The organism is Burkholderia sp. Ax-1719 (assembly GCF_011753055.1).
GTDB lineage: Bacteria > Pseudomonadota > Gammaproteobacteria > Burkholderiales > Burkholderiaceae > Paraburkholderia.
Genome location: NZ_VWWJ01000041.1, coordinates 1 through 26,009 on the forward strand (window position 1 = coordinate 1; position 26,009 = coordinate 26,009).

The 26,009-nt window shown below is 62.2% G+C and carries 24 protein-coding genes and 3 pseudogenes; 21 read left to right on the top strand and 6 right to left on the bottom strand.

Annotated features, from left to right (window positions below):
* The first annotated feature begins 788 nt into the window (after positions 1–788).
* Positions 789–1,952, top strand: coding sequence for a porin (locus F3J17_RS34145; protein WP_167069961.1), 1,164 nt, complete (start codon positions 789–791; stop codon positions 1,950–1,952).
* 96 nt (positions 1,953–2,048) lie between these two features.
* Here F3J17_RS34145 and F3J17_RS34150 read toward each other — a convergent pair whose 3' ends face one another.
* On the bottom strand, positions 2,049–2,507 hold the full coding sequence (locus F3J17_RS34150) for a DUF2917 domain-containing protein (RefSeq protein ID WP_167069962.1): 459 nt from the start codon (positions 2,505–2,507) through the stop codon (positions 2,049–2,051).
* Between the two features lie 508 nt (positions 2,508–3,015).
* On the opposite strand from F3J17_RS34150, the gene F3J17_RS34155 reads away from it, so the two are divergent.
* The 5 genes from F3J17_RS34155 (at position 3,016) to F3J17_RS34175 (ending at position 7,598) form a co-directional block, all read left to right on the top strand.
* Complete coding sequence (locus tag F3J17_RS34155) at positions 3,016–3,240, top strand: hypothetical protein (RefSeq protein WP_167069963.1); 225 nt, start codon at positions 3,016–3,018, stop codon at positions 3,238–3,240.
* Between the two features lie 48 nt (positions 3,241–3,288).
* A complete protein-coding gene (locus F3J17_RS34160; protein ID WP_027817178.1) occupies positions 3,289–4,017 on the top strand; it encodes a GntR family transcriptional regulator in 729 nt (242 codons plus the stop codon).
* 420 nt (positions 4,018–4,437) lie between these two features.
* Complete coding sequence (frc, locus tag F3J17_RS34165) at positions 4,438–5,685, top strand: formyl-CoA transferase (RefSeq protein WP_167069965.1); 1,248 nt, start codon at positions 4,438–4,440, stop codon at positions 5,683–5,685.
* A gap of 93 nt (positions 5,686–5,778) precedes the next feature.
* Positions 5,779–6,591 (top strand): fumarylacetoacetate hydrolase family protein, encoded by an 813-nt coding sequence (locus tag F3J17_RS34170; RefSeq protein ID WP_167069966.1) that lies wholly within the window; start codon positions 5,779–5,781, stop codon positions 6,589–6,591.
* Positions 6,592–6,632: 41 nt separating this feature from the next.
* Positions 6,633–7,598: a hypothetical protein gene (locus tag F3J17_RS34175; RefSeq protein ID WP_167069968.1), complete on the top strand. Its 966-nt coding sequence runs from the start codon at positions 6,633–6,635 to the stop codon at positions 7,596–7,598.
* Between the two features lie 35 nt (positions 7,599–7,633).
* On the opposite strand, the gene F3J17_RS34180 is transcribed toward F3J17_RS34175, so the two are convergent.
* Complete coding sequence (locus F3J17_RS34180; RefSeq protein ID WP_167069969.1) at positions 7,634–8,578, bottom strand: LysR family transcriptional regulator; 945 nt, start codon at positions 8,576–8,578, stop codon at positions 7,634–7,636.
* Between the two features lie 362 nt (positions 8,579–8,940).
* On the opposite strand from F3J17_RS34180, the gene oxlT reads away from it, so the two are divergent.
* Positions 8,941–10,269 (top strand): oxalate/formate MFS antiporter, encoded by a 1,329-nt coding sequence (gene oxlT, locus F3J17_RS34185; protein WP_167069971.1) that lies wholly within the window; start codon positions 8,941–8,943, stop codon positions 10,267–10,269.
* A 22-nt stretch (positions 10,270–10,291) separates the two neighbouring features.
* Positions 10,292–11,278, top strand: a complete 987-nt coding sequence (locus F3J17_RS34190; RefSeq protein ID WP_167069972.1) for a LysR family transcriptional regulator — start codon at positions 10,292–10,294, stop codon at positions 11,276–11,278.
* A 42-nt stretch (positions 11,279–11,320) separates the two neighbouring features.
* Here F3J17_RS34190 and F3J17_RS34195 read toward each other — a convergent pair whose 3' ends face one another.
* On the bottom strand, positions 11,321–12,298 hold the full coding sequence (locus F3J17_RS34195; protein WP_167069973.1) for a 2-dehydropantoate 2-reductase: 978 nt from the start codon (positions 12,296–12,298) through the stop codon (positions 11,321–11,323).
* A 171-nt stretch (positions 12,299–12,469) separates the two neighbouring features.
* Complete coding sequence (gene gltS / locus F3J17_RS34200; RefSeq protein WP_167069975.1) at positions 12,470–13,675, bottom strand: sodium/glutamate symporter; 1,206 nt, start codon at positions 13,673–13,675, stop codon at positions 12,470–12,472.
* Positions 13,676–13,927: 252 nt separating this feature from the next.
* Here gltS and F3J17_RS34205 point away from each other — a divergent pair, with 252 nt between their 5' ends.
* The 3 genes and pseudogenes from F3J17_RS34205 to F3J17_RS34215 form a co-directional block, all read left to right on the top strand.
* Positions 13,928–15,337 carry a DUF2252 domain-containing protein gene (locus F3J17_RS34205; protein WP_167069977.1) on the top strand — a complete coding sequence of 470 codons (1,410 nt, stop codon included), beginning with the start codon at positions 13,928–13,930 and terminating at the stop codon, positions 15,335–15,337.
* Positions 15,338–15,449: 112 nt separating this feature from the next.
* On the top strand, positions 15,450–16,328 hold the full coding sequence (locus F3J17_RS34210) for a LysR substrate-binding domain-containing protein (RefSeq protein WP_167069978.1): 879 nt from the start codon (positions 15,450–15,452) through the stop codon (positions 16,326–16,328).
* Between the two features lie 56 nt (positions 16,329–16,384).
* Positions 16,385–16,648 (top strand): annotated as a pseudogene (locus F3J17_RS34215) (SDR family NAD(P)-dependent oxidoreductase); the annotation flags it as partial.
* A 123-nt stretch (positions 16,649–16,771) separates the two neighbouring features.
* Here the strand turns inward: F3J17_RS34215 and F3J17_RS36395 are convergent.
* A pseudogene (locus tag F3J17_RS36395) lies at positions 16,772–16,876 on the bottom strand (H-NS histone family protein); the annotation flags it as partial.
* A 254-nt stretch (positions 16,877–17,130) separates the two neighbouring features.
* On the opposite strand from F3J17_RS36395, the gene F3J17_RS34220 reads away from it, so the two are divergent.
* The 3 genes from F3J17_RS34220 to F3J17_RS34230 all read left to right on the top strand — a co-directional run bounded on the left by F3J17_RS34220 (position 17,131) and on the right by F3J17_RS34230 (position 19,774).
* A complete protein-coding gene (locus F3J17_RS34220) occupies positions 17,131–17,496 on the top strand; it encodes a tlde1 domain-containing protein (RefSeq protein ID WP_167069982.1) in 366 nt (121 codons plus the stop codon).
* Positions 17,493–17,846, top strand: coding sequence for a hypothetical protein (locus tag F3J17_RS34225; RefSeq protein WP_167069984.1), 354 nt, complete (start codon positions 17,493–17,495; stop codon positions 17,844–17,846). Before F3J17_RS34220 ends, F3J17_RS34225 begins: the two co-directional genes overlap by 4 nt.
* A gap of 719 nt (positions 17,847–18,565) precedes the next feature.
* A complete protein-coding gene (locus F3J17_RS34230) occupies positions 18,566–19,774 on the top strand; it encodes a hypothetical protein (RefSeq protein ID WP_167069986.1) in 1,209 nt (402 codons plus the stop codon).
* 7 nt (positions 19,775–19,781) lie between these two features.
* Here F3J17_RS34230 and F3J17_RS34235 read toward each other — a convergent pair whose 3' ends face one another.
* Positions 19,782–19,967, bottom strand: a complete 186-nt coding sequence (locus F3J17_RS34235; RefSeq protein WP_167069959.1) for a hypothetical protein — start codon at positions 19,965–19,967, stop codon at positions 19,782–19,784.
* A gap of 509 nt (positions 19,968–20,476) precedes the next feature.
* On the opposite strand from F3J17_RS34235, the pseudogene F3J17_RS34240 reads away from it, so the two are divergent.
* The 7 genes and pseudogenes from F3J17_RS34240 to F3J17_RS34270 all read left to right on the top strand — a co-directional run.
* Positions 20,477–20,755: pseudogene (locus F3J17_RS34240) on the top strand (3-oxoacyl-ACP reductase); the annotation flags it as partial.
* A 75-nt stretch (positions 20,756–20,830) separates the two neighbouring features.
* The gene (locus F3J17_RS34245; protein WP_167069987.1) at positions 20,831–21,070 is read left to right on the top strand and encodes an oxidoreductase-like domain-containing protein; all 240 of its coding nucleotides are present in this window, start codon (positions 20,831–20,833) and stop codon (positions 21,068–21,070) included.
* 24 nt (positions 21,071–21,094) lie between these two features.
* A complete protein-coding gene (locus F3J17_RS34250; RefSeq protein ID WP_167069989.1) occupies positions 21,095–21,970 on the top strand; it encodes an NAD-dependent protein deacetylase in 876 nt (291 codons plus the stop codon).
* 51 nt (positions 21,971–22,021) lie between these two features.
* On the top strand, positions 22,022–22,639 hold the full coding sequence (locus tag F3J17_RS34255; protein WP_167069991.1) for a pyridoxamine 5'-phosphate oxidase family protein: 618 nt from the start codon (positions 22,022–22,024) through the stop codon (positions 22,637–22,639).
* 11 nt (positions 22,640–22,650) lie between these two features.
* Positions 22,651–23,313, top strand: coding sequence for a DUF938 domain-containing protein (locus F3J17_RS34260; RefSeq protein ID WP_167069993.1), 663 nt, complete (start codon positions 22,651–22,653; stop codon positions 23,311–23,313).
* 205 nt (positions 23,314–23,518) lie between these two features.
* Complete coding sequence (gene gndA / locus F3J17_RS34265) at positions 23,519–24,931, top strand: NADP-dependent phosphogluconate dehydrogenase (RefSeq protein ID WP_167069995.1); 1,413 nt, start codon at positions 23,519–23,521, stop codon at positions 24,929–24,931.
* Between the two features lie 222 nt (positions 24,932–25,153).
* The gene (locus tag F3J17_RS34270; protein ID WP_167069997.1) at positions 25,154–25,483 is read left to right on the top strand and encodes a DUF4148 domain-containing protein; all 330 of its coding nucleotides are present in this window, start codon (positions 25,154–25,156) and stop codon (positions 25,481–25,483) included.
* The last annotated feature ends 526 nt before the right edge of the window (positions 25,484–26,009 follow it).

Consider the following 26,009-nt stretch of genomic DNA (forward strand, 5'->3'; position numbering starts at 1 on the left):
GCAGATGCCGAGTGCCAGCGCCGGCGCCGCGAAGCGCTGCAGGCGCATGACGCGGGCGCGGCGGCGCAGCGCCACGACGGCGGCGCGCGCGAGGCGCGAAGGAGGCGTTTGGAACATGGGTCGGTCCGGCGGATTCCCGGATGCCGCCTTGGCGCCGTGCTGGCGTCCCCGGGGGCGACATCGCATGTTGGACGTTACGTTCCGGGCGGCGGACCTGGCTGGCGGACCGCTGCGGCCGAGCGAAAACGTAAACGTTTGGTAAATGACTGGTAAAGCAGCAAACGCGCGGGGCGTCTGGACGGTTGACTAGGTAGTTAAAGAAACATCAATTGGGTTCGGATGAAAAATTCACCAACCTGACGTGTCGGGCCGGTATTTTACGCATTGTCGTTCTGCATTTCAGCGATTCGGGCGTGACTTATCCGAATCTTCATGTTTGCAAACGAATGGGATAATCGCCGCGAAAATCGGCGATGAATGACGCGGAAATGAGTCGGCCGTAATGTTACCGGCATCTCAATTAACGGGGCGCTTCGGACACTCAACGCCCGGCTGGTCAGCCATTGCGTCGCGGCGCGACTCAATGCTTTACGGCAACCGCCAACCCTTTCTGAATCCGCTGTTACCAAATCGAGACACACTTTTTAATTCTTTTACTTCGCGTCGCGGTGGAGTTAGTCTGATTCAGTCAAGTGATGTGAACTGCGCCAGGGATCCTGCGATATGCGATCCCGCATAAGGTCTTGCATCGGACCGGGGCACGGACTCCGGTCGACAAGGAGAATGACGTGAAGAGACTCGCGTTGACTTCGCTTTCGCTCGTCGCGCTCGGCGCCGCCGGCGCAGTGCATGCCCAGACCAGTGTCACGCTCTACGGCACCATCGACACTTCGATTACCTACGTCAATCACGCCAACGGCGATAAAAATCTCTGGACGCTTGGCAACAGCAGCTACGGCAATCTCTCGGGTTCGCGCTGGGGCTTGAAGGGCGCGGAAGACCTGGGCGGCGGCCTCAAGGCGATCTTTCAGTTGGAGAGCGGCTTCAATCCGTCGACGGGTTCGTCGGCGCAGGGCGGACGGCTGTTTGGCCGCCAGGCGTACGTCGGCCTGACCGCCGAGCAATATGGATCGCTTACGTTGGGTCGCCAGTACGATCCGCTGATCGATCTCGTCCAGGGGATCACCGAGGACAACTACTTCGGTTCGGCCTTTGCGACGGCCGGCGACGTCGACAACTACGACAACAGCTTCCGCGTGAACAACGCGGTCAAGTACACCACCCCCGTCTGGAATGGCCTGCAGGCCGCCGCGATGTACTCGTTCGGCGGCATTGCGGGCACGACCGGCTCCGAGCAGTCGTATTCGGCGGCGGTTGCCTATAACAATGGGCCGATTGCGGTTGCGGGCGGCTACTTCTACGCCGCCAACAGCCAGGCCGGCCTTGGCGTGCGCACCGATGGCTGGACCAGCACGTCGGACGGCACGTTCGACGGTCCGATCAACACCGGCTATGCGAGCGCTCACTCACTTTCGATCGCGCGGGCGGCGGCGCAGTATTCGCTGGGCCTGTTCACGTTCGGGCTGGGCTACAGCAACGCGCAGTACGCGCCGGATGCCAGTTCGGTGTTCCGCGATACCGAAAAGTACAACACCGGTCAGGGCTTCATGAATTACCAGTTGAGCCCGGCGCTGCTGCTGGGCCTGGGCTACAGCTACACGCACGCGAACGGCGACACCAACGCCACTTACCATCAGGTGTCGATCGGTGCGGACTACAGCCTGTCCAAGCGTACCGATCTCTATATGACGGCGGCCTGGCAGCACGCGAGCGGCGATCAGGGCGACGGCTCGGGCGGTTCGATGCCCGCCGAGGCATCGATCGGCTCGTATGGTTACAACGGCACCTCGTCGCAGACCATGATCAACCTGGGCTTGCGCCACAAGTTCTGAAGACGGCCGCGATACGCTGGCCAATCCAATCACGCCGGGCGTGCCGATTCAAGGCACGCCCGGCGTTTTTTCATGACGGGCGCGGGCCGCTGAGCGCTAGCGCGCCCGGCGCAACGTCAGCAGCGACAGCCACGAAAAACGCGTGACGCAATGCTCGACGATCCGACGCGCGCTGGCCAGCGGAGGCCGCCAGGCGCAGGTAATAGTCACGCGCGCGGTGGTCAGTTCGTTATCGGCTAGCGGAACGGTGGACGCTTCGCTGCTCAGCCAGAGCCGCTCGCCGCGCAACACGCGCAGCGTGTCGCCGGGGTTCAGCCAGTGGTCGTAGGGCGAACGTGCGCGCGTGAGCCAGACGCGCGAGCCGTGCACGCGCACGGTGCTGTCGGCGGCGACGCGCCACGTGAGCGTCTGTCCGGCGGGCACGGCGAAGTGGATCGATTGCGCGGGCAGCGCGGCATCGAGCGGGAAGCGTTCGAGACGTTCGATGCGCTCGAAGCGCTCAAGTCTCAAGGCGGAACAGGCGCCGTCGGCGTCCTGCTGTGAAGCTTGATCCATCGTGTTCTCCATTTCTGAAGCCGACGGACGGAGCGTTACTTCTGCCACCCACAATACAAAAAGCCCCGTCGATTCGGCGGGGCTTGTGGTTTGCGTAACGACAGACTGCCTGGATTGCCTATACGCACACATTCCCCCGTGCCATGCCATGTTTCGGCATATGCCACGGGCGATGAGTCGCGGTCGTGTGGGGAAGGGCGGCAAAGGTGTGCATGGATCGAATGTACGGGGACATTGTTTGCGCTGTCAACAGAATTCCCCGCGAATGTTCCGGACTGCCATGCAAAACGCAAACAACGGCGAGCCGGGTGAACCGGAAGCGCTTGCGACCCTCTTGCCGCGTGCGAATGTTTGGTCCAGCATGAATGCTTCGCAGTTGAGGCCGGGATGTATCGAAGACACCACAGAGGAATCATTGTCTTTGATATATCACATACAGAATATTGATTTTTGTCGCGACGCAGCATATGATTCAGTCATTCGATGACTCAATCTTGCGGAGCTTCAAATGGATTTCGTCTCTCTCGCACTCTTCGGCGCGGCAGTGGTGGGTTTAGGCGCGGCTGCAACGGTTATGATCGCCAAATGGCTGCCGCAGTCGGCCATCGATCAGGCAGGCCAGCATGGACGCTTCGCCGGATTGGGCGAAGCGCCACTTGCGCAGCCGGTTCGCCAGCCAGTCCGTTCGCACGTCGGTCCCAAGGTTGGGCCGCAGGTCGGTCGCATCGGCTGAGTTGGCTGGGCGGCAAAGAAGAGTCAATGAAGGGCAAAAGGGCAATGAATGTCGTCAGAGCACACTGAAGCTGTCGCCACCCGGGACGCCGCGCCGCTTACGCTGGCGCTGCAGCCCATCAATGCCACGCTGAGCCTGCGCGATCAGGCTTATGCAATGTTGCGCCAGGCCATCGCCGACGCGGACATTTACCAGTCGCGCGAAGAAATCCGTCTGGACGAGCGCGTGCTGAGCGAAACGCTCGGCGTCAGTCGCACGCCCGTGCGCGAGGCCATGACGCTGCTGGAGCAGGAAGGTTTTCTGCGCATGGTGCCGCGCCGTGGCATCTATATCGTGCGCAAGAACAAGCGTGAAATTGTCGAGATGATCCAGATGTGGGCCGCGCTGGAAAGCATGGCCGCGCGTCTCGCGACGCTGCACGCCACGGACGAGGAAATCGCCCGGCTGCGCCACATGTTCGACGCCTTCCGCGACAGTACGCCGGCCGAGCATATCGCTGAGTATTCGGATGCCAATATCGCCTTCCATCAGGCGATCGTGGAACTGTCGAAGTCGCAGATCATCCTCGACACGATCAAGAACATCTTCGTGCACGTGCGCGCGATCCGCCGCATGACGATCTCGCAGAGCGACCGCGCATCGCGTTCAATCGTCGATCATCTGCGCATTATCGAAGCGCTTGAAAAGCGCGATACCGAACTTGCCGAGCGCCTCGTGCGTCAGCATTCGCTGGATCTTGCCGTCTTTGTCGAGAAGAACTGCGATTTCCTCGATTGATTGAGATTGCGGCGCGGCATCGGCGCCATTGCTTTGCGAACAACGGGAGACCTTCGGGTCTCCCGTTTTCGTTTGCGGAGAGCCTTCGGGCGCTTGTGCAGTCAGCGTATTGGTCAGAACTTTATGCGCATCAAGGCGCTCGGCCAAGGTAGCAGCCCACGCATCCCGAACACCAAATCTGAAATATCTGCGTTCAAAAGCGTCGGGGTTTTCCCGCGCCTGCAACGCCACATTCCGCTTCCCTTCCAACAAAGCCATACGGGAAAAGGCTGAGCGCGGGTTTGACCGGCCTTTTCAGCGGATAAACCCGCTCTTGCCTCATTGTGATATATCACATACCGTATTGAACAAGGACGCATCAAACAGCTTTCGCGGATTTCGTTTCTCTCGCCCGGCCACGACTAATCAAGGAGACCTGACATGGGCAAGGCACTGGACGGTGTGCGCATTCTCGATTTCACGCATGTGCAGTCGGGCCCGACCTGCACGCAGTTGCTTGCGTGGTTCGGCGCGGATGTGATCAAGGTGGAGCGCGCGGGCGCGGGCGATATCACGCGCGAGCAACTGCGCGATCTCCCCGACGCGGACAGCCTCTACTTCACGATGCTCAACGGCAACAAGCGCTCGCTTACGCTCGACACCAAGAACCCGCAGGGCAAGCGCGTGCTGGAGCGCATGATCCGCGAGTGCGACGTGCTGGTCGAGAATTTCGCGCCGGGTGCGCTCGATCGCATGGGATTTAGCTGGGAGCACATCCAGTCGCTCAATCCACGCCTGATCGTGGCTTCGGTGAAAGGCTTCGGCCCTGGGCCCTACGAGGACTGCAAGGTCTACGAGAATGTGGCGCAATGCGTGGGCGGCGCGGCCTCCACGACGGGTTTCGACGACGGGCCGCCGGTCGTGTCGGGCGCGCAGATCGGCGACAGCGGCACGGGACTGCATCTGGCGCTGGGCATCGTCACGGCGCTGTTCCAGCGTACGCACACGGGGCGCGGCCAGAAGGTGCTGGCGGCCATGCAGGACGGCGTGCTCAATCTGTGTCGCGTCAAGCTGCGCGACCAGCAGCGTCTTGAGCGTACCGGCGTTATGAAGGAGTACCCACAATTTCCTAACGCCGCCTTTGGCGATGCAGTGCCGCGCGCAGGGAACGCATCGGGTGGCGGCCAGCCCGGCTGGATTCTCAAGTGCAAGGGCTGGGAGACCGATCCGAACGCCTATATCTACTTCATCGCCCAGGCGCCGGTGTGGGATCGCATCTGCAAGCTGATCGGCCGCGAGGAATGGATCGACGATCCTCATTACGCAACGCCCAGTGCGCGTCTGCCGCATCTCAAGGATATTTTCGCGGAAATCGAACACTGGACCATGGCTCGCACCAAATTCGAGGCGATGGCCGTGCTCAATCGCCACGACATCCCCTGCGGGCCGATTCTCTCGATGAAGGAAATCGCCAACGATGCTTCGCTGCGCGCAAGCGGCACCATCGTCGAAGTGGAGCATCCGGTACGCGGCAAGTACCTCACGGTTGGCAATCCCATCAAGCTTTCGGATAGTCCAACCGAAGTCACGCGTTCGCCGATGCTGGGCGAGCACACCGATGAAGTGCTCGCCGAGTTCGGCTATAGCGAAACGGAGATCCGTTCGCTGCGCGCATCGGGCGCGATTTGAGGCGCTATCGGCTCAGAGCGCAAAGCGCGGCCACGCGCACGATATCGACTATCGATGCGCGCACAACGAATACCTGAAACGCTGGAGCAGAGCATGGATACATGGATGCGCTTGATGGCGAACGACGGCAGCATCGTGTTCGGTCGCACAGAAAACGGCTATCTGCACGAATACGAAGGGATCGACCATCCCGTGCCGACGGGCGCCGTGCTCTCGCTGCGTGCGCTCACGCCGATTGCGCCCTGTGCGCCTGGCAAGGTCGTTGCGCTCTGGAACAACTTCCATGCGCTCGCGCGCAAGCTGGAAAAGCCGGTGCCGGAACATCCGCTGTTCTTGCTGAAGCCTGCGGAATCGGTGATCGGTTCGGGCGAGACGATCCGGCGACCGGCCCACTATGCGGGAAAAATCGTCTTCGAAGGCGAGTTGGGCATTGTGATCGGCAAGCGCTGCCGCAATGCGAGCCTCGAACAAGCACAGGCGGCGATCTTCGGCTACACCGTCGTCAACGATGTGACGGCGGCAGGACTGCTGACCGAAAATCCGCACTTCCCGCAATGGTGCCGGGCGAAGGGATTCGATACGTTCTGCTGTCTGGGACCGGCGATCGTCTCGGGCTTCGACTGGCGTCAGGCGCGCGTCGTAACGTTGCTCGACGGTGTGGAGCGGCAGAACTATCCACTCGACGACATGGTGTTTTCGCCCGCGCAACAGGTCAGCCTGATTTCGCAGGATCTCACCCTGGAGCCGGGCGACGTGATTGCTTGCGGGACGTCACTGGGCGTGGGTTCGATCGGCGAGGGCGCGATGGTGTCGGTGACGATCGAGGGCATCGGCACGCTTGCGAATACGCTGCGCTCGCCCTTAGCCAGTGAACAGTCGCAAACCGAAGACGCACGCGTGGTTTGAGCGCGGCCCCGCGCCTGGAACGAGACGCACAAGGAGACGAGATGCCCGAGCCCATGGCTGACGTGGCGATATCGCTAGTCGCTGCGGTGCTGTTTGCCTGGTTTGCCTGTGCATTTGCACAGTTTGCGATGCACGGGGCGAGCTGGAAACGCGGGGCGACGACGCGTGCGAAGCCCTCCTGTGTACGCAAAGACGCGCCGCCACGCCGGGCGGCGCGCACGATTTCAGTCGCATTGACAGCGATAGCGATGCCGGGCCTGCTGGCAGCGCTGTTCGTCCATCACGCCCTTGCTGTGGCGGCGGCGGAATCGGGTGTGCTCGTCGGCTGTTGGCTGGCGGCGCACAGCGATTTCATTCGCTGGAAACGTGCGATTGCGGCCGTGGGCTGCGCGCTCGCACTGGCGGCGATGTGCGCGAGCGTGGCGGGCATGCTTGTGCTGCCGCTTCACGCGGTCACGCTACGCATAGCGCTCTACATCAGCGCGATGCTGGGGGCGCTGGCCTTCGGTGCCGCCGCCACCGTTTTTCGATTTGCGCGCGATACGCGCACGATTTCACGTCATCCACTCGCGCCGAGCCGGGGAGAGCACGCGCTCTATCTCGCAGCGTTTGCGCTGATCGTCGCGCTTGGAGCGGGCATCGCGTTGTCCCCGGCGTCAAAAGAGTTCGACGTATCTGCGCTTGGGGCGGCCTGTATGCTTGCCGCCGCGCTGGGCGTGTGCTTGATGGGCGGCGCGCGGTACACGCGGCACAGAGCCAATGTGCGCGTCACGCGCGCGACGCCTGACACGTCAAAACCACCAGCGCCATCCCGATGGAGCGTCGTGCCCGATGCCTGGCTCGTCGCTGCATGCGGGCCAGCCGCCTACGAACCCACCAACTTCGATGACTGGCTCGCCGTGTACCAGCCGCCCGCCGCGCAGACCGGGCCGACCATTCACCGCGCCTCACGCGACTGCCCACGCCGAAGGCGGCGTTCAACGCGCAGAATTGCCGCCGATCATTAACCCGAGCTAAACGTTACGCCTGTAACCATAGTGCCTTACTTATGAAGTGAGGCCTGTGAGACTTGTGTAATGTTCTCGATCAACTGTGCGCCTTCTTCCATGAGGAAGCGCTTGAACGCGAGCGCAACGGGCGGCAAACGCTTGTTCTTGCGGTGCACGACGTACCAGTTGAGCATGACCGGAAAGCCTTCGACATCCAGCACGGTCAGATGACCGACCTGCAGTTCGAGGCTGATCGTATGCGCCGATAGAAACGCGATGCCCATGCCCGCGATCACGGCTTGCTTGATCGTTTCCGTGCTGTGAATCTCCATCGCGATCTTCAGGTTCGTGAGCTTGCCCGCGAACCCTTCTTCCATTGAATTCCACGTATCCGAGCCGCGTTCGCGCACGATGAACGCCTCGTTGGCGAGCGCGCTGAGCTTGATATTGCGCTTGTGCGCAAGCGGATGCGACGGCGCGGCGACGATCACATAGGGATGCGGCGCAAACGTTTCGTTGACGGCGTCCGTCGCATGCGGAGGCCGCACCATGATCGCGAGATCGGTCTGGTTGCTGGAAAGCTGATGCAGCAATTGCTCGCGGTTGTGCACCGAGAGATTGAGCTCCACGCCCTTGTAGCGCCGCGTGAATTCCGCAAGCAGACGCGGAAAAAAGTAATCGCCCGCGCTGATCACCGCCACATTGAGCTTGCCGCCCGAAACGCCCTTTAGCTGGCTCATGGCTTCGTCGACTTCATGGAACTGCTGCATGATCGCGCGGCTGTAATGGAGCATTTCCGTACCGGCCGGCGTGAGATAGATCTTCTTGCCCAGTTGTTCGAAAAGCGGCAGGCCCGCGTGTTCTTCGAGCTGTTTGACCTGAGTGGAAACGGCTGGCTGGGTGAGATGCAACTCTTCGGCGGCACGCGAAAAACTGAGGTGGCGCGCCACGGTCTCGAAGACCTTCAACTGGCGCAGCGTGGCGTTCCGCATGGTCATGGCCGATCCATAAAGGATGGTGAATCCACATACTAACAAACTTTAATTGTGAGTAATTGAGCATTCACCCTAGCATGAGTTGAAAGGAGTCCGAATGCATTGGATTCTGCTTGCGGGTTAACGCGCAAATTCACCAAAAACTGCGTGTTTATAGCGGGAAAACCCGAATCAAACGAATGCCTTTTAAGCGAATTCACGAATCAAAAGAAAGCGGTGCTTCAAAACGATTCAACGAATTTCAATGCGAATTTTCGTGTGACGAATCGAAAAAGAACAAGGAATAGATTCAGAACCATAAGTTGAAGACTATGCAGGCCGGCAAAAGCACCGGCCCCCATGAATGGATAGCGGAGACAAGCGAGATGAATGCAATCGGTCAGAGGAGCGAAGGCGGTCCGTTCTGGACGAACCGCTGGTGTCAACTGGTGGTCGGCATGCTATGCATGGCGCTCGTTGCCAATCTGCAATACGCGTGGACGCTGTTCGTCGCGCCCATGAATGCACGTCATCACTGGGGCGAAGCGTCGATTCAACTGGCGTTCTCGATCTTCATCCTGACCGAAACCTGGCTCGTGCCTGTTGAAGGCTGGCTGGTCGACAAATTCGGCCCGCGCCCGGTCGTGGCGGTGGGCGCGATCTGCGCGGGCCTCGCCTGGGTGCTCAATGCCTATGCGACCACGCTGCCGATGCTCTACGCGTCGTCGGTGATCGCGGGCATTGGCGCGGGCGGCGTGTACGGCACGTGCGTGGGCAATGCGCTCAAACTTTTCCCGGACCGGCGCGGCCTGGCGGCTGGCCTCACAGCGGCGGGCTTCGGTGCGGGCGCAGCGGTCACCGTCATCCCCATCGCCAACATGATCACGCGCTCGGGCTACGAGCAGACGTTTCTTTTCTTCGGCATCCTGCAGGGCGCGGCGATTCTCGTGCTGGCCTTCCTGCTGGTAAAGCCGGTGCCGCGTGCCGTGGGCGCAGCTCGCCGTCTCGTCTCGCGGGTCGATTACACGCCGGGGCAGATGGTGCGCCAACCGGTGTTCTGGATCATCTACGTCTCGTTCGTGGCGGTAGCGGCTGGTGGCCTGATGGCGACGGCGCAGATCGGCCCGATCGCGAAGGACTGGGGCCTCGCACGCATTCCGATGACGGTGTTCGGCGCGACGCTGCCGCTGCTCACGCTCACGCTGTCGATCGACAATATCTGCAACGGCTTTACGCGTCCGCTGTGCGGCTTTATCTCCGACAAGATCGGCCGCGAGAACACCATGTTCATCATCTTCGTGGGCGAGGGCCTGGCGCTGCTGGGCATGATGCAGTACGGCACGAACCCCTATGCGTTCATGACGTTCGCCGCGCTGATCTTCCTGTTCTGGGGCGAGATTTTCTCGATCTTCCCGGCGATCTGCGCCGATACCTTCGGCAGCAAGTTCGCCGCCGCCAATGCGGGCACGCTCTATACCGCCAAGGGCACGGCCGCGCTGCTCGTACCGGTAGCCTCGGTGTTATCGGCAACGGGCGGCTGGAGCGCCGTGTTCATCGTCGCGGCAGTCATCACGATCGCCGCGGGCGTGAGCGCGAAATTCATCCTCGCGCCAATGCGCCAACGCCTGATCGAGCAGAACGGCGAAGCTTCGTCGGCCACGCTCGCGACGCATTCCGGCGCGCTTCAGCAGTGGCAGAACCAGACCGGCGAATGACGCACACACACCGCCGATGTCGATGAACGTTTCACTCCAGCAACTCAAGGTATTCGTCGCGGTCGCGCGCTCGCGCAGCTTCACGCGCGCGGCGCGCGAGTTCGGTCTCACGCAGTCCGCCGTGAGCCGCTGCGTGCGCGAACTCGAAGAGGCCGTCGACCTGAAACTGTTCGATCGCACTACGCGCCAGGTCGAACTCACCTCGGCGGGCAGCGGCTTCGAGCGGCGCATCGCACGACTGCTCGACGAAATCGACATGGCATTGAACGAAGGCCGCGACGCCCATCAGGCGCATCGCGGCGTCGTCATGGTGGCGAGCAACCCGGCGCTGTCGTCGGGCTGGGTGCCCCATGCGATTGCGCGCTGTGCGGCTGCGTTGCCCGCTGTGACGCTGCATTTGCAGGACTCGCCGCAGGAAGCCGTCTTGCAGGCGGTCGAACAGGGCGAGGTGGATTTCGGCTTGATCGCCGAAGTCATTCCCGCGCTGCGGCTCGCGGGCGGCCAGTTCGACGTGCAGCCAATCGCAGCCACGCCGCTGTGCGCCTTGTTGCCAGCGCAACATACGCTCGCGCGAACTGCTCCATTGCATTGGCGCGCGCTTGCCGACGAAGCGCTCGTCACACTCAATCGCGATTCCGGGTTTCGTAGCGCAGTCATGCACGCGCTGGATGGCGTGCGCGCGCCCGATCACGGCCTGCAGGAGCTTGCCCACGCGGCGGGCGTTGCGCGCATGGCGCAGCTCGGCATGGGGATCGGCGTACTGCCCGTTTCGACTGATGCCGCCGATGGCGATACGAGACACTGGCCGTTGCCTGACGGGCCGCACGTCGTGCGTGTGCTGCATCCGGTCGTGCAGGTGAGCACGCTGCTCGTGCGTCGGCGTCATCGTTCGTTGAGGCCGTGCGCGCAGGCCGTGTGGTCGCAGTTCATCGACGCAGGGCATATCGGTCGACCTGCTGCGCAAGAACGTGAAGTCGTCGTTTCAGCCGTCGTTTCAATCGCCCAATAAAAAAGCCGCGCTATCGCGCGGCTTGTCACCTCCACCCTGCCTTCAGGCGGCCATTTTCATCATCTGCTCGCGTTGCTTGACCAGCGCAAGCACCGTATCGATAGCGGGCGTCGCTTCGCCCACCAGCATGCCCATTTCCTGCACCACCGTCAGCAGCGGATCGATCTCCATCGGTCGGCGCTGCTCCAGATCGACCAGCATCGAGGTCTTGTGCGCGCCCACCGCGCCCGCGCCGTCGATGCGCCGTTCGATATCCACGCGGAAATGCACCCCAAAATGCTCGGCGATGCGTTGCGCTTCCAGCATCATCGTGCGCGCCACGGCGCGCGTCGCGGGGTCCTGCGTGATGACGTCGAGCGTCGCGTGCGTGAGCGCGCTGATCGGGTTGAAGCAGAGATTGCCCCACAGCTTGAGCCAGATTTCGTCGCGGATAGTGTCGCGGATCGGCGCTTCAAAACCGGCTGCCGTCATCGCTTCCTGCAACTGCACGATGCGCGAGGTGCGTTCGCCGGACGGCTCGCCGATGGGAAACTTCTTGCCGTACACGTGGCGGATCACGCCGGGCGCATCGATTTCGGCGGCGGGGTAGAGCACGCAGCCAATCGCGCGCTCGGGGCCCAGGCGCGCCCATTGCGTACCGTCGGGATCGATGCTTTCGAGCCGCGTGCCTTCGAACTTGCCGCCGTGACGGTGAAAGTACCAGTACGGAATGCCGTTGGTGCCCGTCACGATGGCGGTATGTTTGCCCAGCAGCGGCTGCATCGCGTCGATTACGCCTGTCACTGAATGCGCCTTGAGTGTGACGATCACGACATCCTGCACGCCTAGCTCGCGCGGATCATTCGTGCACCGAACCTTTGCGACGAATTCCTCGCCATCCATCAAGAGACGCGCGCCGTGTTCGCGCATGGCGGCCAGATGCGGACCGCGTGCGACGAAGCTCACGTCGGCGCCCGCGCGCGCGAGTTGCACGCCCATCATGCCGCCAATCGCGCCGGCTCCGAAGATGCAGATCTTCATGTGATTCCCCAATGACGTTGAAAACCGCGTGTCCGTTGAGCGCTTGCCTGACTTGCCTGAAGCAGACGGACGATGGTTCGAGCATAGGGGCAGCCATCGATTAACGACAGTTAAAGTTTCTCCGCAGGATCATCAAGGATGACTTATGGAATCGACGCTTGTTGCTGCGGGTCACTGGAAGATCGGCAGCGCGAGAAACAGCTTGATGACGATGGCATTGGCGATATCGATGAAGAACGCAGCCACCATCGGCACGACGAGAAATGCGAGGTGCGAGTGACCGAAGCGCGCCGTCACGGCCTGCATATTGGCGATGGCGGTGGGCGTCGCGCCCAGGCCGAAGCCGCAATGGCCCGCCGCAAGCACGACGGCGTCGTAGTTCGCGCCCATCACGCGGAACGTGACGAACATGGCGTAAAGCACCATCAGCACGGTCTGCGCGATGAGGATCGAGAACACCGGCAACGCCAGCGCCGCGAGATCCCACAAACGCAGCGTCATGAGCGCCATCGCGAGGAACAACGCGAGGCTGACGTTGCCGATCAGCGCCACCGCATGCGCGGCGACGGGGCGGCCAGCGAGCGCCAGGCCGTTGGCGAGCAGCACCGCCACGAACAGCACGCACACGAACGCGGGCAACTCGGCGGGCGTGCGCGCGAGCCAGCTCGCAATGACGTTGCCCGCCGCGAGGCTGATGGCGATCAGCGTGAGCGTTTCGATGAAAGCGGCGGCGGTGGTGGCTTGTTCGGCTTTGGGCGCCTCGAAAGCGCGCGACGCGGCTTCGCCGTTTGTATCGGCATTGGCGCCTTCGCCGCGCCCGAGCCGCTTGAGCAGACGCTGCGCGACCGGGCCGCCGAGTATGCCGCCCATCACGAGGCCGAAGGTTGCGCAGGCAATCGCGGCTTCGGTGGCGGACTGCAAGCCATGATGCTCGGTGAAGACCTTGCCCCACGCCGCGCCGGTGCCGTGTCCGCCGGAGAGCGAGACCGAACCGCCCAGCAAGCCGAACAGCGGATCGACGCCCAGCGCATAAGCGAGGCCGATGCCCACCAGGTTTTGCAGCACCAGCAGTCCGACCACCACGACCAGAAAGCGCGCGAGCATCGGGCCACCCGCCTTGAGGCTGGCGAGGTTCGCGTTGAGGCCGATGGTGGCGAAAAACGCCAGCATGAGCGGCGTTTGCAGCGAAGCGTCGAAACTCACATCGACGTTAGCGAACGCGTGTAGACCAAACAGAACGAGCGCGGCCACGAGACCGCCCGCCACGGGTTCGGGAATGGTCCAGCGGCGCAACAGCGGCAGCGCGGCCACCAGCCGGTTGCCGAGCAACAGGACGAGCGACGCGGCGACGAGCGTGCCGTAGACGTCGACATTCATTGAGGCCTCGCGATGCGGCGAAGGTCGAGCCTGGACGGCGTCCAGGACTGCACCCAGTGACGCCGTCTCCGCGTGCGACGTCCATTGCGCAAGGTACACGAGCAGGCCGGACGCTGCGCGCACGGTGGGCGCTTGCGCAAAAGAGGGCCACACGCTTAAATACGGCAGGTGCGTGCTTCTGTCAGATCGACACGCGCGCCGATGCGGGACGAATCACGGCATCCACGAACATCCTCAAAACGGGAGCAGTTCATGAATGGAAAGACCGTTGCGGAACGCGAAGCGGCCGGACGCGCCGCGCGCGAAAAAGCGAAGCGTTCGAGCCACCGCCTGGTGGGCGATATCAAGCGCGATCCGCTCGCGCTGCTCAAGCAAAGCAGCGAGGGCCGCGTGCCCAATCTGGTGCCGCTGCGTTACGGTCGCATGATCGTCTCGCCATTCACATTCTTTCGCGGCAGCGCCGTGCTGCAGGCGCACGATCTCGCCCAGGTGCCCGACACCGGCATGGCGATGCAGATCTGCGGCGACGGTCATCTGCTGAACTTCGGCGGTTTTGCGACGCCAGAACGCCAGCTCGTCTTCGATCTCAACGATTTCGACGAAGTCGCGCCGGGGCCGTGGGAGTGGGATCTCAAACGGCTGGTGGCGAGCTTCGTGGTGGCCGCGCGGCATATGCGCTACTCGCGCGGCGTGGCCGAAGACCTGGTGATGACGGTCGTGAACACCTACCGCGACCGCATGCGCCAGTACTCGGAATACGGTGCGCTCGAACTCTGGTACGACAAGATCACCTTCGACCGCATGGCCGAAAGCGCGCTCACGCCCGATGGCCGCCGCCTGATTCGCCGCGGGATGGAGAAGGCCGCGGGACGCACGCACGAAAGCATGCTGGAGAAGCTCGCGTATCGGGACGGCGCGCACTGGACCATCCGCGATGCGCCGCCCGCGCTCTTTCATGTCCACGGCCCGAACACGCTCTACGAATCGGAAGACAACTGGCTCACGCTGGGCGATTGGCGCACGCTCATCATGCCCACTTACGACGCCTATCTGAAGACGCTCGCGCCCGACCGTCGCGAATTGCTGGAGCACTTCGAGATTCAGGACATGGTTTTCAAGGTGGTGGGCGTGGGCAGCGTGGGCACGCGCTGCCTAGTGATGTTGCTGACCGATCATCACGAAAAGCCGCTGTTCCTGCAGATCAAGGAAGCGCGGCGCTCGGTGATTTCGCAGTATTTCAAGTCGCCCGCGTTCAAGCACGAAGGCCAGCGCGTCGTGCAGGGACAGCGTCTGTTGCAGGCGGCGAGCGATCTATTTCTGGGCTGGTCGACGGGGCCTTCGGGGCGGCACTTCTATTTCCGCCAGTTGCGCGACATGAAGCTCTCGGTCGAACTCGATCTGCTCGATAGCACGCTGCTGGCCGGCTATGCGCGCCTGTGCGGCTGGGCGATGGCGCGTGCGCACGCGAAGTCGAGCAACGCGGCGATCGAGATTGCCGCCTACATCGGCCGCAGCGACCAGTTCGCGGAAGCGCTCTCGGGCTACGGCGCGGCCTACGCGGATCAGGTCGAGCGCGATTACGACGCGTTCGTGAAAGCGGCGCGCAGCGGCGAGATTTCCGCGCGCGGCGACGAAGACATGGCCGCCGATTTCCGCGTGTGAGCTTGACGCACGTTCGCTTACGTCGGCGCATGCGAACGCGCTATCCTTGCGCTTTTGTTTCGCCGCATGCGGGCCGCGATTTCGCGCTTGCCCGCCCGCCGCTCGCGCCCCAATGCGTCTACGTCATATCGAAGTCTTCCACGCGATCATGCGCACAGGCTCGCTCTCGAAAGCCGCCGAGCTGCTGTGCGTCTCCCAGCCCGCCGTAAGCAAGGTGCTCGCGCATGCCGAGCGCAGCGCGGGCCTCAAGCTGTTCGCGCGCGCGCATGGCCGTCTGCAACCCACGCGCGAGGCCGAACTGCTGTTCGCGGAAACGCAGAAGCTGCAATCGAATCTCGATAGCATCCGTGACCTGGCGCGCAACCTTTCGTTGCGTCCGCAAGGATTGCTGCGCATCGGCTGCTTGCCGAGCCTGGGCATGAGTCTGATTCCGCAGGCCGTCGGCGCGTTTCGCGCAAGTTATCCCGAGGTCTCGCTCAAGATCCAGACGCGCCACACGGCGGAATTGCTCAACGCCTTGCTCACGCGCGATCTGGACGTGGGCGTGGCGCTTAATCCGCCCGCGCGGCCCGGCATCGAAGCGGTCGAACTCGGACGCACTGCGGTGGTCTGCGTCGCGCCGCCCGACGATCCTTCCCCTGCGGACGCGCCGCTTGCGCTGGAGGCATGCGTCGCGGGCGACTGGATCAGCATCGGCAATGTCGATCCGCTGGGCGAGGCCATCGGCCATCTGCTTGAAGCGCAGGGTGTCGACGGACAGCTGGCCGTTGTCGAAGCGCAGACCTGGTATGTGGCGCGCTCGCTGGCGGCGCGTGGCGTCGGGCGCGTGCTGCTCGACGAGATCACGGCGCGCAGCGCGGGCGAGCCGGTGGCGATCCGCCGGGTGGAGCCGGAGCTGACGGTGGGCGTGTTTGCGCTGTGGCGCGACGGCGGCATGGATTCGCAGGCGGGCAGGGCGTTCGTGGAGGTGTTGCGCGCGGGGCTGGGCTGAATGGTGATTTCTAGCGGAGAAAGGGACCATGACTGAAGCGGATCGAGCATTGCAGAATGCAGACACAAGCGGCGCGCAAGGTGGCGCTTGTCACCGGCGCGGGCAGCGGGATCGGGCGCGCCTGCGCGCGCAAGCTGCTGGCGAGCGGCTACGCCGTCGTGCTGGTTGGGCGTCGGGCGCAGCCGCTCGAAGCTCTTGAAGCGCAAGCCCGTGCAGCGGGTCACGAGGCGCTGGCCGCGCCCTGCGACGTGACGGACGCTGCCGCCGTCGATGCGCTCTTCGAGACCGTGCGCACGCGTTTTGGCCGTCTCGACCTGCTTAAGCCGTTGTCGCGGAAAAGCGCTAGTCGATTTGTTTTCGCGAGGCAGGCAGTGAGAGCCCGTGATTCACAAGCAGGAACGTGAACAATTCAGCCCTCGTGTCGGAAGTACGAGGACAGCGCGTCACTGCTCGCCAGGCCACCAAGGTTGCGGATGTGGCGCGTCGATCGCATAGTCTTCGAGGCGTTTGCCTACGAGCCATTTAGGGCGGACTCCTCTACTCGACCACTTTTAGGACCGCTTCCGTATGCGGGCGTGTAACGGGGAACTGAGAACCGAGCCTATCAGTACGCGATGCAACTTCGCTTCGGCAATATCCGGGCGGCAGCAGGTCACTTTTCCTATGAAGATTTGCTATCGAGGCTAGAATCCTCGGCTGTGCGAACAGTGGTGATCAGTATTCTATTCGCATAAAGCGTGAAATATTTATCGCGCATTTTCTGTGTGTCGCGAACAGCTTAAACAGCAGAGAGAGTCAAGTAATGCCTTGGACCTACAGTCAGCACAATGGCCGCATCTATCACGACGGTAGCCTTATTGGAATTGGCTACGCAGGGAAGGACGATGGGAAGGACAATCCCGCCGCGCAAAACCTCGTGGGCATCGGGCCGATCCCGCGTGGCATCTATACGATAGGCGCGCCGTTTACCCATCCGCACGCCGGCGTTTATACGCTGCGTCTGGCTCCGCAATCCGGTACGAACACGTTTGGTCGCTCAGGCTTCATGATGCATGGCGACAGCATTGAGCATCCGGGTCATGCGTCGGATGGTTGCATCATCCAGAACCTGATGGTGCGTCGTCAGGTTTGGGAAAGCGGTGATCACACGCTGGAGGTTGTGCAATGAGGGCGCTGACGGTTGCCTCCGTGTTGTTGCTCGCGCCGATCGCGTCATTTGCCGCTTCACCAACTCAATGTGTTAGTTGGCCGAGGAACATCGCAGAAGTGAAGCTCAAGAATGCGGGCATCGTGGAGCTAGCAAATCTCGACAGATCGAAGACACACGCAGTTCGCATCGCGTCAGAGAAGGTTGGAAAAGACCTATATCGCGACGTGTACGACATCACTTTCTACGAGAAGTCGGGTCGGGCCATTGAAGTCATTACGTCAAGCGAGGCATCGTCGTATGAGTGCTCGATGGGCGCCGTCGACGTGTTTGTTGTGAAAGAAAAACTCGCTGATGATTCCGACAAGTAACGTCGCAGGCGATTTACGTTTCTACCGTCCGACCTTCCCGTGAACTCATCGATGAAGCGATGGCTTCTGCTTCAATTGTCCTGTCTTTGGCTGCCTGCCCATAGTGCCGTGATAACTGGCATTTCGTGCTATGGATCAGAGCACGATCTGAAAAAGGCTGTAGCTGAAAATGCTCCGTTTCCTGTCCGCATCGAACTGCGCGTTGAAGAAGATACGGAGACGATGCGATCAAGTGCTGCAGTGAAATACGGCGCAGCGAAGCCATGGATTTCCTTGCGGTACGTGGGCGAGGCCACGGAGAGCCACGGTGGCGAACTGTCCACAACGTGGTCAGAGATTATCGCTGGGCGGCCACATGGGCAGTATGTCGTCACGACTTTCCAGGGTGCGGCTGGTACTGTGACATATACGAACCACACTAAGGGTAAGCGCGTCACTTTCGTGTCAACAGGTGAGGAGGTCGGCACCGCATACGATTCGGCTAGAGAATGCAGGTGGCCAAATTCCGATAACGAATTAAGGTAGAGCCCCCAAACACCGGGAATGATTTCCCCATCGTCCAATTTCGTGCAATCCCGCAAGGCTTGATCCGACACCGGAAGAAGCTGGGCACTTCGTTGCTTTAGTTCGAACGTTCGAGACTCAATGGCAGGCCGCATATTGCGGCAGACAAGCCGCGATAATGGCCTTTGCGTGGCATCCGCGCGTAACGAGATCCCATGATCTTCAACGTGTTCCTCAACAAGCTCCTTCAGAAGATTTCAGGCAAGCGAGAGGGCGGCATCGTCACTGCAGTCACCGGCTACTCTCCTCGCGCTGTCAAGCGGCTCGAAGAAAATGAGGGTGGAGTGGCAACGGTGCTCAGGGCTATCCTGGAGCGAAAGCGCGCGTCGCTCATGAAGGAGGGGGCTTCCTTGGATGAGGCTAGCGTCATCATGGCGCAGATCCCAAGCTTCGCGGGTGACATGTTGACTCCCCGCCCCTTCGGCGATCTTGCGTTCCTGAGCCCAGGAGCGACGCAGGGCCACTATTCGCAGACGCGTTCTGTCGCCCGACGTCTTGACGATCTGAGCGAACGGCTCGCGGCCGTTCGGGGACACGAACCGGTTGACGCTGCACGACAAATTCTCGAAGCAGAAGGATTTCTATCGCCGCTCTGGTTTGCCGACACCAATGAGAGTTCCGATTCAGACCCAGCGGCGTGGCGTGCTCTATTTGCCGCGCGAACATGGGAAGAGATCGATGCCCCGCTGCGAATCTTCGCTTGCCGTGCCTTGTTCGATTGGCTTGCGTGCTGGGATGTCGACTTCTACCTGAGCAATTTTGGTCGTTACACTCCTCGTTCAGTCTTTTCTTTGGTTACACCTCAGCTTTCGCCTCGCGTCCAGGTTACGGATGCCGATGGCCAAGGGCAACAAGAGAATGTCGATAAGCCTACGGTATCAGGGGGTGGCCCCCGGCCACGCAAAGCTCGGCGCGGCTTGATCGTGACGCCCAGCAGCAGGCTACTTGAGGTAAGTGCGACGTTACTCGCCAAGCTTCGGCTTCGGAAATGGCCCGTGTCGACGCCTAAACTAGCGGATCTTGCGTTGTGGTCAGGTGAAGATGCTGGCTGGCTAGCCAAAGTTGGAGCTGGAGAGCGGCCGTTGCCGTTTTCGAAGTTCGAGCAGCTTTGGGATACGGCTGCTACAACTGATGTGATGACAGCAGCAGGCTACGGTGCGGTGTCCGCTCCGTTTCCGCTCTACGCGGCGACACAGGCGTTCGAACTTTTACTCGTGCGACGCCGCAACGCGACACGAAGTGTCGTTCCTGATTCATTCATCATTCTGGGTGAAGATCTTTACCCGTGGGAGGCCAGACTTGAAGCCGCTCGCGCCGGCGGAGCGGCTATTGGGTCCGAGCCTTGGCCCACGGTACTGGGGTGAGGATCCTTCAGTCACCTTTACGCGCGCGGTCTTGCCAGTCCGTTGGACGGCTTTCCTCTCCGCGTGACTGCCAGTACTTATCGTTGTTGTGGTTTAGCTGTTGCTCACGGTTGTGATCGCGCGCTCGGTCCCGCGACGAACCGTTCGAACCGCTGGCATTTCCCTTGCCACCGTTGGTGCTGTTCTTGCTCATTTCAGTCTCCGGTTATGTTCGCCGCCTCAAGTGACGGCGAACACATTCTGATCTGTCGACGACCGAAATTAATCCCGATTGCTTGCGCGGTTATCGTTCGCTCGTTGTCCAGAAGTTCCACGCATTCTGTGTACAACATTGACGCAGAGCTGCTGACCTCGCCATCGGATTGGCCGTCGCCGTCTTCGTTGCGGTTAGCCCGGTTACCGCACGCATGTGCATGTCGTCGATATCCCTTTGCATCGAGCTGTGCGCCGGTATGCGGGCATTCTCGACGATCAACGTCGGCGCGCCGAGCACCTTAAAGTGGCCGTGCCTGGTGACTACCTGCTATTGCGAGCAAGGTGCTCGGGGCCCGGGCGGGAAAAAAGCACCTGCTTGGTCTGTGGGGGCTAGCGGTGCGCCACCTCTGTTTTTCTTGGCGGACGTTCGGGCGAAAGGCGGCCAAAGCTATACCGGCAAAGGCTGTCGGCTGATTTCAGTGAAAGTTATATAAGAGGACGGTGTACAAGCACGCCATCACCGGCCTGACGAAATCGGTCTCGCTCGACGGGCGGCGCTACGACATCGCCTGCGGCCAGATCGACATCGGCAATGCGGCGACCGAGATGGCCGAGCGCATGGCGCGGGGCGTGCCGCAGGCGAACGGCGAGATCGCGGTCGAACCGTTGATGGACGTGGAACTGGTCGCCGATGCGGTGCTGCACATGGCGCAACTGCCGCTCGCCGCGAACGTGCAGTTCATGACGATCATGGCGACGAAGATGCCTTTCGTGGGGCGTGGGTAAGCCAGGCAGAGCGCCCGGCGCGCCAGCGCGCGCTCCCGTATACTGGAAGGCGTTCAGCCCAAACGCCTTTCCCTCATGTCTTTGCCTCTGCGTCCCGAGGACGATCCGCGCCCGCAGCCGCCCGAGCGGCCCGACGACAACGCCTGCTGCCAAAGCGGCTGCGACCCTTGCATCTTCGATCTGTACAACGACGAAGTGACCCGCTATCGCGCCAATCTCGCGGTCTGGGAGCGACGCGAGGCACAGCGCCAGGCAAGCACGGCAGACGCAACAGACGCGGCGAAAACCGCAAAAGCCGAAAAAGCCGCCGGTTAAGACGCCATCCCGCCAAGCCGAGTCATGTCCGATCCCGCCCCGCTCATTGCCGTCCCTCCCGCCGCCGCGCCTGATCCCGCCGCGCTCGACGCGTTGCAGGCCTTCGTCGAGCGCCATCCGCGCCTGTTCGTGCTCACCGGCGCGGGTATCAGCACCGATTCCGGCATTCCCGGCTACCGCGACGACAACGGCGCGTGGAAGCGCTCGCCGCCCATTACGCTGCAGGAATTTCTGGGCTCGGAGAGCTGGCGCCGCCGCTACTGGGCGCGCAGCATGATCGGCTGGCCGACCGTGGGGCTTGCGCAGCCCAACGGCGCGCACCGCGCGCTTGCGCAGCTCGACGCGACGCAGCATGTGGGTGCGCTGGTCACCCAGAACGTCGATGGCCTGCATCAGCGCGCAGGCAGCCGCGATGTGATCGAACTGCACGGCAGCATCGGCCACGTGCATTGCCTCGATTGCGGCGCGCAGTACACGCGCGCTTCGCTACAGCCGCAACTGGTGGCGCGTAATCCGGCCGTCGCCGGCGCATTCGCCGAACCGGCCGCCGATGGCGACGCGCATCTGGATTTCGACGGCGCAAACGCTTTCGACATTCCCGCCTGTGAGGCCTGCGGCGGCATGCTCAAGCCGTCAGTGGTGTTTTTCGGCGAGAACGTGCCGCGTGAGCGCGTCGCTGCGGCCTCGGCGGCGCTCGATGCGGCGGATGCCGTGCTGGTGGTCGGTTCGTCGCTGATGGTGTATTCGGGCTACCGGTTCTGCGCGTGGGCGCAGCAGCGCGGCAAGCCGGTCGCGGCCATCAACCTCGGCAAGACGCGCGCCGATCCGCTGCTCGCACTCAAGGTGGCGGCGCCCTGCGCGGCCACGCTCGAGGCGCTGGTCGCGCGGCTGGCGGTCTGACGTTTTCGTTTCGCCTCGATTTTGCATTGCTCATCCATCAGGAAGCCGCTCATGCTGAACACGACCGCCGAACTCGAAGCGCACTACGGCGCGCCGAACGAACGCTCGCTGCGCAAGGAAATCGACTACATCAACGCGGACTACCGCCGCTTTATCGAGCTGTCGCCGTTTGTGGTTCTGGCCTCTGGCGGCCCGGACGGGCTCGACTGCTCGCCGCGCGGCGACGCGCCCGGCTTCGTGCAGATCCTCGATTCGCGCACGCTCGCGCTGCCCGACCGGCCTGGCAACAACCGCGTCGATAGCCTGCGCAACGTGGTGGCCGAGCCGCAGGTCGGCCTGCTGTTCATGGTGCCGGGCGTGGGCGAGACGCTGCGCGTGAACGGCCGCGCGCGCGTGAGTCTGGATCCTGCGCTGCTGCAAAGCTGCGCCGTGGACGGCAAGCCGCCGCGCTCGGTGCTGCTGATCGAAGTCGAAAGCGTGTACTTCCATTGCGCCAAGGCGATCGCTCGCTCGAATCTTTGGGACCCGGCGCGTCACGTCGAGCGCTCGCAACTGCCGAGCGCAGGCGAAATGCTGCGCCGCGTGAACGACGAGCAATACGGCGAGGGCTTCGACGTCGATCGCTACGAAGCCGATCTCGCCGAGCGCATGAAAAAGAGTCTGTACTGATACCGAAACCGATGAACGAACCGCAAAACCCGCAAGCCAGCCTGCGTTTGAGCGCACCCGCCGCCGCGCGCAACGCCGCGCCGATCCTCGATGTTCTGCGCGCGGCGCTGCCCGCGCACGGCACGGTGCTGGAAATCGCCAGCGGCACGGGCCAGCACGCCGTACATTTCGCCACGGCGCTGCCTGGCGTCGACTGGCAGCCGAGTGACGCCGATCCGCGCGCCCGCGCCTCGATTGCCGCCTGGCGTGCGCACGCGGGGCTCGACAACCTGCGCGAGCCGATCGAGCTGGACGTGCGCAGCGAACCCTGGCCAATCGATGCCGTCGCTGCGATCGTCTGCATCAACATGATCCATATCGCCCCGTGGGAGGCCGCGATTGCGCTGATGAAAGGCGCGGGCGCGCGCATCGCGCCCGGCGGCGCGCTGGTGCTCTATGGGCCTTACCGGCGTGACGGCGCGCACACGGCGCCGTCCAACGAAGCCTTTGACGCCGACCTGCGCGCGCGCGACCCGGCATGGGGCGTGCGCGATCTGGAAGCCGTCGAGGCGCTCGCGCGCGCCGAAGGCTTTGTCCGCGAGGCCGTCGTGCCGATGCCGGCAAACAATTTCACGGTAGTTTTTCGCAAGGAGAAGCAGGCGGCGAGCGCTCATGCGGCGACAACTGAGCGATAATCGCGGCCCTCGATAAGCGGCGCGCACTCACGAAGCGCGTGCCGGACACGACGACGATGACAGCGATGCTTGCCGGGTGAAAGCACTTTGTCGCCCGTGCGCGCGAGTACGCATCGTTGAAGCGTTTCCCTTATCCTTGCACGATCGACGTCTCTCGCAAGACCTGCGCGGGCGTCACCCCAATCGATTGAAGTGGAGAGTCAACATGAGCAAACAGGCAATCGGCGTGGTGGGTCTGGCCGTGATGGGGCGCAATCTTGCGCTCAACATCGAGAGCCGCGGCCATGCGGTGTCGGTGTTCAACCGCAGCCGCGAGAAAACCGATGAGCTGATCGCTGAGTTCCCCGAGCGCAAGCTGGTGCCCACTTTCACGCTCGAAGAGTTCGTGGAATCGCTCGAAAAGCCGCGCCGCATTCTGCTGATGGTGAAAGCGGGCGAGCCGACCGACGCCACCATCGCGGCGCTCAAGCCGCTGCTGGAGAAGGGCGACATCCTGATCGACGGCGGCAACACGCACTTCACCGACACGATCCGCCGCAACCAGGAACTCGCCAAGGCGGGCCTGCATTTCATCGGCACGGGCGTGTCGGGCGGCGAAGAAGGCGCGCTCAAGGGCCCGTCGATCATGCCGGGCGGCCAGCGCGATGCTTACGATCTGGTTGCACCGATCCTCACCGAGATCGCCGCGAAGGCGCCGGCGGACGGCGAGCCGTGCGTGGCCTACATGGGCCCGGACGGCGCAGGCCACTACGTGAAGATGGTGCACAACGGCATCGAATACGGCGACATGCAGCTGATCGCCGAAAGCTATGCGGTGCTCAAGCAGGTCGTTGGCCTGTCGAACGAAGAGCTCGGCAAGGTCTACACGGAATGGAATCAGGGCGAGCTGGACAGCTACCTGATCGAAATCACCTCGAAGATCTTCGACAAGAAGGATGACGAGACGGGTCAATACCTCGTCGACGTGATCCTCGACCGCGCCGCGCAGAAGGGCACGGGCAAGTGGACGAGCCAGAACGCGCTGGATCTGGGCGCGCCGCTGCCGCTCATCACCGAAGCGGTGTTCGCGCGCGTGCTGTCGTCGCTCAAGACGCAGCGCGTGGCCGCGAGCAAGGTGCTCAAGGGCCCGGACGTCAAGCCGTTCGCGGGCGACCGCACGGCCTTCATCGAGGCAGTGCGCCGCGCGCTGTACTTCTCGAAGGTGATTTCGTACGCCCAGGGCTTCGCGCAACTGCGCGCCGCTTCGGACGAGTACAAGTGGGATCTGCAGTACGGCACCATCGCCAAGATCTTCCGTGCGGGCTGCATTATCCGCGCGCGCTTCCTGCAGAAGATCACGGACGCCTACGCGAAGGACGCGCAGCTGGCCAACCTGTTGCTCGATCCCTATTTCAGCGACATCGCTGCGAATTACCAGTCGGCGCTGCGCGACGTGGTGATCGAAGCGGTGAAGGTGGGTGTCGCGGTGCCGGCGTTCTCGTCGGCGATTGCGTACTTCGACGCCTATCGCTCGGAGCGCGTTCCGGCGAATCTGGTGCAGGCGCAACGCGACTTCTTCGGCGCACACACGTTTGAGCGCATCGACAAGCCGGGCAGCTTCCACGCCGACTGGTCGTAATTGGTCGTAAGTCTGCGGCTATTGCCCGCATAGTCGTTGCGGGTATTTGTCGAATGAATAGGGGAACCCCAGGGGGTTCCCCTTTTTTATTACCGTTTTCGCAACGGTGTATTTAGTAATTAGGGTTTTCCCTAGAGCGAATAAGAGCCTAGACTTCAGTCAATCGCAGACGGACATGAACACCAGCCCGAAAGCGTCAATAAAACAGATGGAGGTCGAATCATGAAGAAGCTTATCCCCGCAGTCGTCGTGGCAGCCGCTCTTGTTGTTCCGTCGCTTTCGTTTGCCCAGTCGAGCCAGCAAGGCTTGACCCGCGCCCAGGTGCGCGCCGAGCTGGTCCAGCTCGAAAAGGCTGGCTACAACCCGTCGGCTGATCGTGTGAATTACCCCGAAAATCTTCAAGCCGCACAGGCTCGCGTGACCCAGGAAAAGCTGGCAAGCGGCGATACGAGCGGTTATGGCGCGCCGGCAGTCGGCACGTCGCAGGCAGGCGGCCCGGCAGTGCAACCGGCACATGTCACGCCGTCGCAAGCCGTGTATTTCGGCCACTAAGCAGAACGTGGTCGTGAGTTGAAGCGGAGCTATGGTGTAGAGCGGCTTCGCGATGCAGGCGGTTGGAAATGTAGTGCGAGCAGGTGAAGTTGAAGTTGTTGTTGAAGTTGTTGTTGAAGTTGTTGTTGAAGTTGTAGTGAGCAGAGCACTTGCAGGAAGTAGGGAACACAGAGGTGTGTCAGGCAGTTGTAGTTTGTTGTTTGAGTGGTCAGTAGTGGCAGTTAGTAGTGCGTAGTTGAAGTTGCGGTAGGTAGTAGCAGGTCGCAGTAAGCAAAGAGGTGCAGTTGAAATTGCAGTCAGTAGCGCGCAGTTGTTGTGGTTGTGAAGTTGCTTGAGTTAGCAGTAGAAGTTGCAGTGCGTAGTAGAAGGTCGTAGCAAGCAAAGAGGTGCAGTACGCAGTTGCAGTGAGCAGTAGAGGTTGTTGTAGTTGTTGCGTGAGAAAGAGGCAGTTGCAGTAAGCAGTGCGCAGTAGAAGTGGCAGTGAACAAAGAGGTTGCATGAGTTGTTGCAGTAGGCAGTACTCGCA

What these genes read in the sequence shown, in the direction of transcription:
- F3J17_RS34210 (WP_167069978.1), top strand. Translation starts at nt 15,450, where the DNA reads ATGCGTCTACGTCATATCGAAGTCTTCCACGCGATCATGCGCACAGGC.
- F3J17_RS34160 (WP_027817178.1), top strand. Translation starts at nt 3,289, where the DNA reads ATGTCGTCAGAGCACACTGAAGCTGTCGCCACCCGGGACGCCGCGCCG.
- F3J17_RS34235 (WP_167069959.1), bottom strand. Translation starts at nt 19,967, where the DNA reads ATGAGCAAGAACAGCACCAACGGTGGCAAGGGAAATGCCAGCGGTTCG.
- F3J17_RS34245 (WP_167069987.1), top strand. Translation starts at nt 20,831, where the DNA reads ATGTCTTTGCCTCTGCGTCCCGAGGACGATCCGCGCCCGCAGCCGCCC.
- F3J17_RS34170 (WP_167069966.1), top strand. Translation starts at nt 5,779, where the DNA reads ATGGATACATGGATGCGCTTGATGGCGAACGACGGCAGCATCGTGTTC.
- F3J17_RS34220 (WP_167069982.1), top strand. Translation starts at nt 17,131, where the DNA reads ATGCCTTGGACCTACAGTCAGCACAATGGCCGCATCTATCACGACGGT.
- F3J17_RS34230 (WP_167069986.1), top strand. Translation starts at nt 18,566, where the DNA reads ATGATCTTCAACGTGTTCCTCAACAAGCTCCTTCAGAAGATTTCAGGC.
- F3J17_RS34270 (WP_167069997.1), top strand. Translation starts at nt 25,154, where the DNA reads ATGAAGAAGCTTATCCCCGCAGTCGTCGTGGCAGCCGCTCTTGTTGTT.
- frc (WP_167069965.1), top strand. Translation starts at nt 4,438, where the DNA reads ATGGGCAAGGCACTGGACGGTGTGCGCATTCTCGATTTCACGCATGTG.
- oxlT (WP_167069971.1), top strand. Translation starts at nt 8,941, where the DNA reads ATGAATGCAATCGGTCAGAGGAGCGAAGGCGGTCCGTTCTGGACGAAC.
- F3J17_RS34225 (WP_167069984.1), top strand. Translation starts at nt 17,493, where the DNA reads ATGAGGGCGCTGACGGTTGCCTCCGTGTTGTTGCTCGCGCCGATCGCG.
- F3J17_RS34150 (WP_167069962.1), bottom strand. Translation starts at nt 2,507, where the DNA reads ATGGATCAAGCTTCACAGCAGGACGCCGACGGCGCCTGTTCCGCCTTG.
- F3J17_RS34180 (WP_167069969.1), bottom strand. Translation starts at nt 8,578, where the DNA reads ATGACCATGCGGAACGCCACGCTGCGCCAGTTGAAGGTCTTCGAGACC.
- F3J17_RS34190 (WP_167069972.1), top strand. Translation starts at nt 10,292, where the DNA reads ATGAACGTTTCACTCCAGCAACTCAAGGTATTCGTCGCGGTCGCGCGC.
- gltS (WP_167069975.1), bottom strand. Translation starts at nt 13,675, where the DNA reads ATGAATGTCGACGTCTACGGCACGCTCGTCGCCGCGTCGCTCGTCCTG.
- F3J17_RS34155 (WP_167069963.1), top strand. Translation starts at nt 3,016, where the DNA reads ATGGATTTCGTCTCTCTCGCACTCTTCGGCGCGGCAGTGGTGGGTTTA.
- gndA (WP_167069995.1), top strand. Translation starts at nt 23,519, where the DNA reads ATGAGCAAACAGGCAATCGGCGTGGTGGGTCTGGCCGTGATGGGGCGC.
- F3J17_RS34205 (WP_167069977.1), top strand. Translation starts at nt 13,928, where the DNA reads ATGAATGGAAAGACCGTTGCGGAACGCGAAGCGGCCGGACGCGCCGCG.
- F3J17_RS34175 (WP_167069968.1), top strand. Translation starts at nt 6,633, where the DNA reads ATGCCCGAGCCCATGGCTGACGTGGCGATATCGCTAGTCGCTGCGGTG.
- F3J17_RS34195 (WP_167069973.1), bottom strand. Translation starts at nt 12,298, where the DNA reads ATGAAGATCTGCATCTTCGGAGCCGGCGCGATTGGCGGCATGATGGGC.
- F3J17_RS34255 (WP_167069991.1), top strand. Translation starts at nt 22,022, where the DNA reads ATGCTGAACACGACCGCCGAACTCGAAGCGCACTACGGCGCGCCGAAC.
- F3J17_RS34250 (WP_167069989.1), top strand. Translation starts at nt 21,095, where the DNA reads ATGTCCGATCCCGCCCCGCTCATTGCCGTCCCTCCCGCCGCCGCGCCT.
- F3J17_RS34260 (WP_167069993.1), top strand. Translation starts at nt 22,651, where the DNA reads ATGAACGAACCGCAAAACCCGCAAGCCAGCCTGCGTTTGAGCGCACCC.